Below are 9187 nucleotides of genomic sequence, written 5' to 3' on the forward strand. Positions count from 1 at the left end.
TCCTACTGGCAGCGCTCTGGCTGTTCCTGACCTCGGATGTTCCGCTAACCCGGCGGCCCAAGGATCAGGACCAGCGGCCCGACCGCTCGAACTCCGCCAACGACGCGGCGGACTCGGACGGCTCCATGCCGTGGCTGGTCAGCCACTCGTCGCAGAAGTAGGTGTCGTCGTAGCGGTCACCGCTGTCGGCGAGCAACGTCACCACCGACCCGCTACAGCCGTTCTCGATCATCTCCGCCAGTAGCTTGAACGCACCCCACATATTGGTCCCGGTCGACGGACCCACCCGCCGGCCCAGCACCCGGCCCACGTGGTGCGCGACGGCCACCGAACCGCTGTCCGGGACGCTGATCATCCGGTCCACCACCCCGGGCACGAACGACGGCTCCACCCGGGGGCGCCCGATGCCCTCGATTCGCGACGACGCACCCGTCACCACGTCCGCACCCTGCTCATACGACGGGAAGAACGCCGAGTTCTCCGGATCGACCACACACAGCCGGGTCGGGTACCGCCGGTACCGGATGTACCGCCCGATCGTCGCGCTCGTCCCACCCGTGCCCGCGCCCACGACGATCCATTCCGGGACCGGATGGGTCTCCTCGCCGAGCTGCTGGAAGATCGACTCGGCGATGTTGTTGTTGCCACGCCAGTCCGTGGCTCTCTCGGCGTTGGTGAACTGATCGAGGTAATGCCCGTTGGTCTGCTCGGCCAACCGTTGCGCCTCGGCGTAGACCTCCGCCGATTCCGAGACGAAATGGCAACGCCCGCCCTGAGATTCGATCAACGCGATCTTCGCCGCGCTCGTCGACGCCGGCATCACCGCGATGAACGGCAGCCCCAGCATCGCCGCGAAGTAGGCCTCCGACACCGCCGTCGAGCCCGACGACGCCTCGATCACCGTGGTGTCCTCGCCGATCCAGCCGTTGCACAGCGAGTACAGGAACAGCGAGCGCGCCAGCCGGTGCTTGAGACTGCCGGTGATGTGGGTGGTCTCGTCCTTCAGATACAGCGCGACGTCGACGTCGCCTGCCCAGCGCGACGGCAGCGGATACCGCAGCAGGTGCGTGTCAGCGCTGCGCCGTGCGTCGGCCTCGATCAACCGGACCGCGTTGTCCACCCACGCCCGGGACTGGCGACATCGACCCGACGGGCTCACCGCGCCGAGACGGCCGGATGCGACAACCCGGCGCCCGACCCGACGCCGGAGCCCCCGGTCGGCGCCGCGACCAGCGTCAGCAACGTGGCCTCGGGCCGGCAGCAGAACCGCAGCGGCGCATACGGCGACGTACCGATACCGGCCGACACGTGCAACTGGGTGCGTGCACCCCACCGCGACGGACCCTTGGCCCTGGACCGGTCGAGCTCGCAGTTGGTCACGATCGCGCCGTAGAACGGCACGCACAGCTGGCCGCCGTGGGTGTGACCGGCCATCACCAGCTGATAGCCGTCGGCGGCGAACCGGTCCAGCACGCGCGGCTCGGGGGAGTGCGTCAACCCCAGCGTCAGGTTCGCGGCCGGGTTCGCGGGCCCGGCGATCGCGTCGTAGCGGTCGCGTTTGAGATGCGGGTCGTCAACCCCCGCGGCCGCGATGTGCAGGCCGTTGACCTCGAACTCGCGGCGGGTGTGCGTCATGTCCAGCCAGCCGCGCTCGGTGAACGCCGCCCGCAGGTCCTGCCACGGCAACGGCTCACCGTGAATACGGCTGTTGGGTTTGGTCAGGTAGTTGGCCGGGTTCTTCAACTTCGGCGCGAAGTAGTCGTTGCTGCCGAACACGAAGACGCCGGGCACCGACAACAGGTCCCCGAGCGCCTGCACGACCGACGGCACCGCCTTGGGGTGCGACAGGTTGTCCCCGGTGTTGACGACGAAGTCCGGCTCCCAGCGCGCGAGGTCGCGCAGCCACGCCTGCTTGCGCCGCTGCTGCGGGCGCATGTGGATGTCGCTGAGGTGCAACACCTTCAGCGGCGAGGACCCCGGCGTGAGCACCGGCATCGTGGCCTCGCGGACGACGAACGCGTTGCGCTCGATCAGCGATGCGTACCCGATGCCCGCCACGAGCGTTCCCACCGACGCGGCGGCGGTGGTCTTGAGGATGGCGGCGGGGCCCCCGGAACGTGCAGACATGCCGGCCAGTTTACTGCCCCGTCCTGGCAGTCACCGGTCGTCGGGGATCAGCCGGGCGGCGGCGGTGGTGGTGCGGGCGGCGGAGGGGGGCCGAGTACGGGCACGGTGATCGGCGGCAGACCCGGTATCTCGATGACGGTCTGGCCCACCGGAGCCGGTGGTCCGCCCGGCGGTCCGCCGGGCGGGGGTGGCGGGGGCGCCGGCGCGATGCCGTTGGAGATCTGGATCGTGATGATCGAGCCGGGCACCGTCTGGCCGCTGGGCGCCGTGCCCACGACCGCGCCGTACGGCGAGGAACTGTTCACCGGCGTCGCCTGGTCGGCGACCTGGAAGCCGGCCTCACGCAGGCGTGCCCGGGCGGCGTCCTGGCTCATCCCCGCCACGGTCGGCACCTTCGATCCGGGCGCACCGTCCACATACCTCGGATCGGTCGGAGGCAGCGTCACGTCGCCGAACGCGGTGGCGATCGGCTTCATCGCGGTGAACCACGTCCGGGCCGGCTCGTTGCCGCCGAACAGGTTCCCGGAACCGCACTGGCGCAGCGGGAACGAACACAGCTCGGTCGGCGCGGTGGAGTCGTCGTAGATATAGCTGGCGGCGGCGTAGCGGTTGGTGAAGCCCAGGAACGCCGAGGACCGGTTGGACTCGGTGGTCCCGGTCTTGCCCGACATCGGCAGATCCCAGCCGACCGACCCGGCGGCACCGGCCGCGGTGCCGGCACCCGTGTCGTCCTTGCTCATCGCGTTGGACAGGGTGTTGGCCAGGCCCTCGGGGACCACCTGCTCACAGGTCTCGGTGGTGACCGACACCGGCTCGCCGTAGCGGTCGTGCACCTCGGCGATCGGATTCGGCGGGCACCACACGCCGCCGGAGGCCAGCGTCGCGCCGACGTTGGACAGCTCCAGCGCGTTCACCTCGATCGGACCGAGGGTGAACGAGCCGATGTTCTGCCGCTTGACGAAATCGGCGAGACTCTCGTTGCTCTCGGGGTCATAGTCGCGCGCGGTGCCCGGCAGCGCGTAGGAGCGCAGCCCCAGGCGCACGGCCATGTCGACCGCCCGCTGGACGCCGACCTGCGCGATCAGCTTCGCGAACGCGGTGTTCGGGGACGTGGCCAGCGCGTCGGTGACGCTCATCGTGCCGCGATAGTTGCCCGCGTTCTGCACGCACCACGTCGCCGGCGGGCAGCCGCGGGCACCGCCGCTGCCCAGGCCCTTGGCCTCGAACCGCGACGGCGAGTCGAGCTGGGCGTTGATGCCCATGCCCATCTCCATCGCCGCGGCGGTGGTGAAGATCTTGAACACCGAACCGGCACCGTTGCCGACCAGGGAGAACGGCTGTGGCTGCATCGTCTCGCCGGCGTCGAGGTTCAGGCCGTAGGTGCGGTTGCTGGCCATCGCGAGCACCGGGTGCGATTCCTTGCCGGGCGCAACGACGCTCATCACGCTCGCGACACCGGGCAGGTCGGGGCTCGCGAACTGGGTGATCGCGTTCTTGACCGAGGCCTGCACATCGGGGTCCAGGGTCGTCTTGATCATGTAGCCGCCCTTGGCGACCTGGTCCTTGCTGATCCCGGCGCGGGCCAGGTAGTCGAGCGCGTAGTCGCAGAAGAAGGCGCGGTCACCGGCGGCGATGCAGCCGCGCGGCAGTTCCTTGGGTTGCGGCAGGATGCCCAGCGGCTCCGCGCGGGCGGCCCGCAGCTCGTCGGCGTACTCCGGCAGGTTCTCGATCATCGTGTCGAGCACGACGTTGCGCCGCGCCAGTGCGCCGTCGGGGTTGGTGTACGGGTTCAGCGCGCTCGTCGACTGGACCATGCCCGCCAGCAGCGCGGCCTGCTGCCAGTTCAGGTCGGTGGCGTTGATCCCGAAGTAGGTCTGCGCGGCGTCCTGCACACCGAACGCGCCGTTACCGAAGGACACCAGGTTCAGGTAGCGCGTCAGGATCTCGGGCTTGGTGAACGTCTTGTCCAGCGTCAGCGCCATCCGGATCTCGCGCAGCTTGCGCGCCGGTGTGGTCTCGATCGCGGCGCGCTTCTCGGCGTCGGTCTGCGCGATCACCAGCAGCTGGTAGTTCTTGACGTACTGCTGCTCGATGGTCGATCCGCCGCGGGTGTCGAGGTTCCCCGACAGGTATCCGGACAAGCCGGTCAGCGTGCCCTGCCAGTCCACACCGTTGTGATCGGCAAACCTTTTGTCCTCGATGGACACGATCGCCAGTTTCATCGTGTTGGCGATCTGATCGCTCGGAACCTCGAACCGGCGCTGGCTGTAGAGCCAGGCGATCACGTTGCCCTTCGAGTCGGTCATCGTGGAGACCTGAGGGACCTCGCCCTCCACCAACTGGGCCGACCCGTTGGCCACCACATCGGAGGCCCGGTTCGACACCAAACCGAATCCGCCGACGACCGGAAACATCAATGCGGCGACGATCACGCTCGCCAGCACGACGCACCAGCCGAGCTTGATGACCGTCACCGCACGCGGCGGTTGTGTCGGGGGCTGCTCCGGCATGCGTACAGAGTAGCGACGAGTGAGAGCGTCGCATCCCTCGAGCAGCCACGACGACCTTCGGCAGGTACCTGTCAGGGGTCCGCCAAACGCCGCTGACAAGCACTTGTGCACGAACCGGGCGAGTGTGCGGGCGCACTCTACGCGCCGGACTGCACGGGCGTCCCAAAAAAGTGGTCACAGACGTATTGCGCAGAACGCCTTTGACCACCTAAATTGAGCGCACAGTGCGATGCAGGTCACACCAGGTAGTCGCAATGTGGCGTAGATCGCACAAGCTTTCGACGCAAGGGTTAATAATCGTCTGCGTTGTCGGGGCGCGGCCAGAACGATAGGGGAATCGCTGGTGTCAACAACCAAGCCCGCGGCTCGTCATACCACCGCCAATCCATCTGCTTCCGTCGTCGTGCACGGCAAGGAGGCCGAGGCCCGGATCGCATGGGTCTCGCAGGCGCGGTGCCGTCAGACCGATCCGGACGAGCTGTTCGTCCGGGGGGCCGCACAGCGCAAGGCGGCAGTGATCTGCCGTCACTGCCCGGTGATCGCCGAGTGCGGCGCCGACGCATTGGACAACCGCGTCGAGTTCGGTGTCTGGGGAGGTATGACCGAGCGTCAGCGGCGGGCACTTCTGAAGCAGCATCCAGAAGTTGATTCGTGGGCTGACTTTTTTGCCGCGCAGCGCAAGCACCGCACTGCTGGCTAAGTCGACAGCCGGCCGAACCGCGATGGCCTGAGTTGCGGATCGGCCCACTGCCGAACAAATTCACATCCCGATTCGTATGGCCGCGCCGGAGGGCGCGGCCATACGACTGTTCGGGCATGATCCGCGGCTACGCCGCGGGCGTCGCCTCACCCGTGATCTGATCGGCGATCGCGCGCAGCGCATCCAGATCGGACACGTCGAACGGGAGCGACGGCACGCCGACCAACGCGACGTGCGGATTGGCGCCGGTGAACCGCGACAGCAGCCGCACCTCCCGCTTGGCGGTCAGCGCGCGGGCCGCGTGGATGCGCAGCGCCGCCACCGCGACCGAATCCGGGTCGGATTTCTCCAGTTCGTCGGCGGCTTCGGCGGCCTTGTCGGCGTGCAGCTCGCACAGAGTCGGATGAGTGCGGTTGAGGATCAGCCCGGCCAGCGGCATGCGCTCCGACGAGAGCCGGTCGACGAAAAACGTCGCCTCCCGCAACGCATCGGGTTCGGCCGCCGACACCACCACGAACTGGGTTCCGCGCCGCTTCAGCAGATCGTAGGTGCGGTCGGCCTTCTCGCGGAAGCCGCCGAACGTCGCGTCCAAGGACTGCACGAACCCTGCTGCGTCGGCAAGCATCTGGGAACCGAGGATGGTGGACATGCCCTTCATCGCCAGGCCCACCGCGCCGGTGACGAATCGGCCGAGGCCCCGCCCCGGGGCAAGCAGCATCCGCCACAGCCGGCTGTCCATGAAGCTGCCCAGTCGTTTCGGCGCATCCAGGAAGTCCAGCGCATTGCGCGACGGTGGGGTGTCCACCACGATCAGATCCCACTTGTCTTCTGCCAGAAGCTGTCCCAGCTTCTCCATCGCCATGTACTCCTGCGTGCCGGCGAGTGAGGTGGCGACGGTTTGGTAGAACTGGTTGTCCAGAATCGCGTCCGCGCTTCCGGGGCCCGAGTACTGGATCACCATCTCGTCGAAGGTGCGCCGCATGTCGAGCATCATCGCGTGCAGCTGACCGGTCACCTCGGGCGCCAACGGCACCCGCTGCGGGGTGTTGCCCAGATCGCGGATGCCCAGCGCCTGCGCGAGCCGTTTGGCCGGGTCGATGGTCAACACCACCACGGTGCGCCCGTATTCGGCGGCCCGCAGCGCCATCGCCGCGGCCGTGGTCGTCTTGCCGACACCGCCCGCCCCGCAACACACCACCACGCGGTTGGAGGTGTCGCGAAGGATCGAGGCCATGTCCAGGGCTGGTGGGTTCGCGCTCATGCTGTTCCTCCGCTCACCGCACGCCCTGGTGGGCGAGCTCGTCTGCGAGTTCGTACAGGCTGCCGAGGTCGACACCGTCGGGCAGCGTGGGCAGGTCGAGGCGCGCCACGTCGAGCGCGGCCAGCTGCTCGGCGCTCTCGGTGCGCGCCCTGATCCGGGTCGCGTGCTGGATCGTCTCGGTCAGTAGGCCGGCGAAGTCACTGTCGGACAACGTGATTCCGGCGCGCTCCAGACCGGCCCGGACCGCGTCGGCGTCGATGACCCCGTCGGCGGCCTTGGCGAGGTCGTCCGGGGCCAGATACGACGGGATGTTGCGGTTGACGATCACGCTGCCGATCGGCAGACCCATCTCCCGCAGCTCGTCGATCGCCTCCAGCGTCTCCTGGATCGGCAGCGCCTCCAACAACGTGACCAGATGGATCGCCGTCAGGTCGGAGTGCAGCAGTTTGACCACACCGTCGGCCTGCGAGTGCACCGGCCCGCCCTTGGCCAGGTCCGACACCGCCTTCGTGACGTCGAGGAACCGCGCGATGCGGCCCGTCGGGGGAGAGTCGACGACCACCGCGTCGTACGCCGTGCCCCTGCCGCGTGGCTGCTCTTTCTCGTTGCGGGTGACGATCTCCTTGATCTTTCCGGTCAGCAGCACATCGCGCAGACCCGGTGCGATCGTCGTCGCGAACTCCACGGCCCCGATCCGGCGCATCGCCCGGCCGGCCAGCCCCAGGTTGTAGAACATGTCGAGGTATTCCAGGAACGCCGCCTCGGTGTCGATCGCCAGCGCGTTGACCTGGCCCCCACCATCGGCGGTGGCGATCTTGACCTCTTCGTAGGGCAGCGGAGGCACATCGAAGAGTTGTGCAATGCCTTGGCGGCCTTCCACTTCCACCAACAGCACCTTGCGCCCGCCGGCCGCCAGCGCCAAGGCCAGCGCCGCGGCGATCGTCGACTTGCCGGTGCCGCCCTTGCCCGACACGAAATGCAGGCGGGCTTTGGTCAGGCGCGACGGCCATCCGACCGGCTTGGGACCGTCCGTTGTCCCCGAAGATGTGGTAGCCACTCAAGCATGCTAGCCATAGCCCGTTGGTCGGCGGATAAGCTCAGCCGCATGACCGAACGGACCCAATGGGAGTACGCGACCGTCCCGCTGCTGACGCACGCCACCAAGCAGATCCTCGACCAGTGGGGTGAGGACGGCTGGGAACTGGTCTCGGTGCTGCCCGGGCCCACCGGCGAGCAGCACGTCGCCTACCTGAAGCGAGCCAAGTGAGCGCCTGGTCGGAGCGGCTCGCCGAGCTCGGTATCGAGTTGCCCCAGGCCGTCGCGCCGCTGGCCGCCTATGTCCCGGCGGTGCGCACCGGCAACCTCGTCTACACCGCGGGCCAGCTGCCGATCAGCGGCGGTGAGTTGCAGGCGACCGGCAAGGTCGGTGCCGACGTGAGCCCCGAGGACGCCAAGCAACTGGCCCGGCAGTGCGCGCTCAACGCGCTGGCGGCCGTGCATGCGCTGGCCAGAATCGATTCGGTGGTCAAGGTCGTCAAGGTCGTCGGCTTCGTCGCGTCGGCGCCCGGATTCGACGGGCAGCCCGGCGTGATCAACGGCGCTTCGGAACTGTTCGGCGAGATCTTCGGCGAGGCCGGTGCCCATGCCCGGTCCGCGGTCGGGGTGTCCGAGTTGCCGCGCAACGCGCCGGTGGAAGTGGAAGTGATCGTAGAGGTCTCCTGACATGGAGCACCCGGCCTACGGACTACTGCGGCCCGTCACCGACACGGCGTCGGTACTGCTGTGTGAGAACCCGGGGCTGATGACCCTCGACGGCACCAACACCTGGGTGCTGCGTGGCCCCGGCACCGACGAGATGGTCGTCATCGACCCGGGACCCGATGACAAGGACGAGCACATCGAGCGCCTCGCCGCGCTCGGCCCGATCCCGCTGGTGCTGATCAGCCACCGTCACAGCGACCACACCGGCGGCATCGACCGTCTCGTCGACATGACCGGCGCCGTGGTGCGGTCGGTCGGCAGCGGTTTCCAGCGCGGCCTGGGCGGCCCGCTCGTCGACGGTGAGGTGATCGACGCCGCCGGCCTGAAGATCACCGTGATGGCGACGCCCGGGCACACCGCGGACTCGGTGTCGTTCCTGCTCGACGACGCGGTGCTGACCGCCGACACCATCCTCGGCCGCGGCACCACCGTCATCGACAAGGAGGACGGCGGCCTCGGTGACTATCTGGAGTCGCTGCGACGGCTGCACGGAATCGGTCACCGCACGGTGCTCCCGGGGCACGGCCCCGAACTCGACGACCTGGTGGCCATCAGCGACATGTACCTCGCCCATCGCGAGGAACGGCTCGAGCAGGTCCGGGGAGCGCTGCGCGATCTCGGTGAGGACGCCGCCGCACGTCAGGTCGTCGAGCACGTCTACACCGACGTCGACGAGAAACTGTGGGACGCGGCCGAGTGGTCGGTGCAGGCCCAGTTGGACTACCTGCGGAGCTGAGGCTCGCCGAAATTGCGTTCCGGCAGGCGTCTACTCGCTTGGATTCAAGCGGTGGCTGCAACGAATGTGGACGGGTCTGACAGTAGTCGGTC

9 protein-coding genes are annotated in these 9187 nt (G+C 68.3%); 4 read left to right on the forward strand and 5 right to left on the reverse strand.

The window, feature by feature from the left end; all coding sequences use genetic code 11:
- Positions 1-64: 64 nt before the first annotated feature.
- From cds1 to ponA2, 3 genes are read right to left on the reverse strand one after another with little or no spacing between them, the layout of a single operon-like run.
- Positions 65-1159 carry an L-cysteine desulfhydrase Cds1 gene (cds1, locus tag BST38_RS09280; protein ID WP_083142975.1) on the reverse strand — a complete coding sequence of 365 codons (1095 nt, stop codon included), beginning with the start codon at positions 1157-1159 and terminating at the stop codon, positions 65-67.
- Positions 1156-2127, reverse strand: a complete 972-nt coding sequence (locus tag BST38_RS09285) for a metallophosphoesterase (protein ID WP_083142976.1) — start codon at positions 2125-2127, stop codon at positions 1156-1158. Before BST38_RS09285 ends, cds1 begins: the two co-directional genes overlap by 4 nt.
- A 47-nt stretch (positions 2128-2174) precedes the next feature.
- Complete coding sequence (gene ponA2, locus BST38_RS09290) at positions 2175-4637, reverse strand: transglycosylase/D,D-transpeptidase PonA2 (protein WP_083142977.1); 2463 nt, start codon at positions 4635-4637, stop codon at positions 2175-2177.
- Between the two features lie 343 nt (positions 4638-4980).
- Here ponA2 and BST38_RS09295 point away from each other — a divergent pair, with 343 nt between their 5' ends.
- The gene (locus BST38_RS09295; RefSeq protein ID WP_083142978.1) at positions 4981-5337 is read left to right on the forward strand and encodes a WhiB family transcriptional regulator; all 357 of its coding nucleotides are present in this window, start codon (positions 4981-4983) and stop codon (positions 5335-5337) included.
- Between the two features lie 127 nt (positions 5338-5464).
- Here the strand turns inward: BST38_RS09295 and bagB are convergent, their stop codons facing one another.
- Together bagB and bagA are read right to left on the reverse strand one after the other, a co-directional pair.
- Positions 5465-6598, reverse strand: coding sequence for an ArsA family ATPase (gene bagB / locus BST38_RS09300; RefSeq protein WP_083142979.1), 1134 nt, complete (start codon positions 6596-6598; stop codon positions 5465-5467).
- A gap of 13 nt (positions 6599-6611) precedes the next feature.
- Complete coding sequence (gene bagA / locus BST38_RS09305) at positions 6612-7655, reverse strand: ATPase BagA (RefSeq protein ID WP_083142980.1); 1044 nt, start codon at positions 7653-7655, stop codon at positions 6612-6614.
- 48 nt (positions 7656-7703) lie between these two features.
- Here bagA and sp36 point away from each other — a divergent pair, with 48 nt between their 5' ends.
- Genes sp36 through BST38_RS09315 form a run of 3 tightly spaced genes read left to right on the forward strand, consistent with a single transcriptional unit; the run spans position 7704 to position 9095 of the window.
- On the forward strand, positions 7704-7865 hold the full coding sequence (gene sp36 / locus BST38_RS28970) for a Sp36 family protein (protein ID WP_104862631.1): 162 nt from the start codon (positions 7704-7706) through the stop codon (positions 7863-7865).
- Entirely contained in the window at positions 7862-8320 is a 459-nt protein-coding gene (locus BST38_RS09310; RefSeq protein WP_083142981.1) for a RidA family protein, read from the forward strand. Before sp36 ends, BST38_RS09310 begins: the two co-directional genes overlap by 4 nt.
- 1 nt (position 8321) lies before the next feature.
- Positions 8322-9095 carry an MBL fold metallo-hydrolase gene (locus tag BST38_RS09315; protein WP_083142982.1) on the forward strand — a complete coding sequence of 258 codons (774 nt, stop codon included), beginning with the start codon at positions 8322-8324 and terminating at the stop codon, positions 9093-9095.
- The last annotated feature ends 92 nt before the right edge of the window (positions 9096-9187 follow it).

Source organism: Mycolicibacterium parafortuitum, assembly GCF_002086815.1.
In the GTDB taxonomy this organism is placed as follows: Bacteria; Actinomycetota; Actinomycetes; order Mycobacteriales; family Mycobacteriaceae; genus Mycobacterium; species Mycobacterium parafortuitum.

Coding starts and splice junctions, on each gene's coding strand:
- ponA2 (WP_083142977.1), bottom strand. CDS start 4,637: ATGCCGGAGCAGCCCCCGACACAACCGCCGCGTGCGGTGACGGTCATC.
- BST38_RS09285 (WP_083142976.1), bottom strand. CDS start 2,127: ATGTCTGCACGTTCCGGGGGCCCCGCCGCCATCCTCAAGACCACCGCC.
- bagB (WP_083142979.1), bottom strand. CDS start 6,598: ATGAGCGCGAACCCACCAGCCCTGGACATGGCCTCGATCCTTCGCGAC.
- sp36 (WP_104862631.1), top strand. CDS start 7,704: ATGACCGAACGGACCCAATGGGAGTACGCGACCGTCCCGCTGCTGACG.
- BST38_RS09315 (WP_083142982.1), top strand. CDS start 8,322: ATGGAGCACCCGGCCTACGGACTACTGCGGCCCGTCACCGACACGGCG.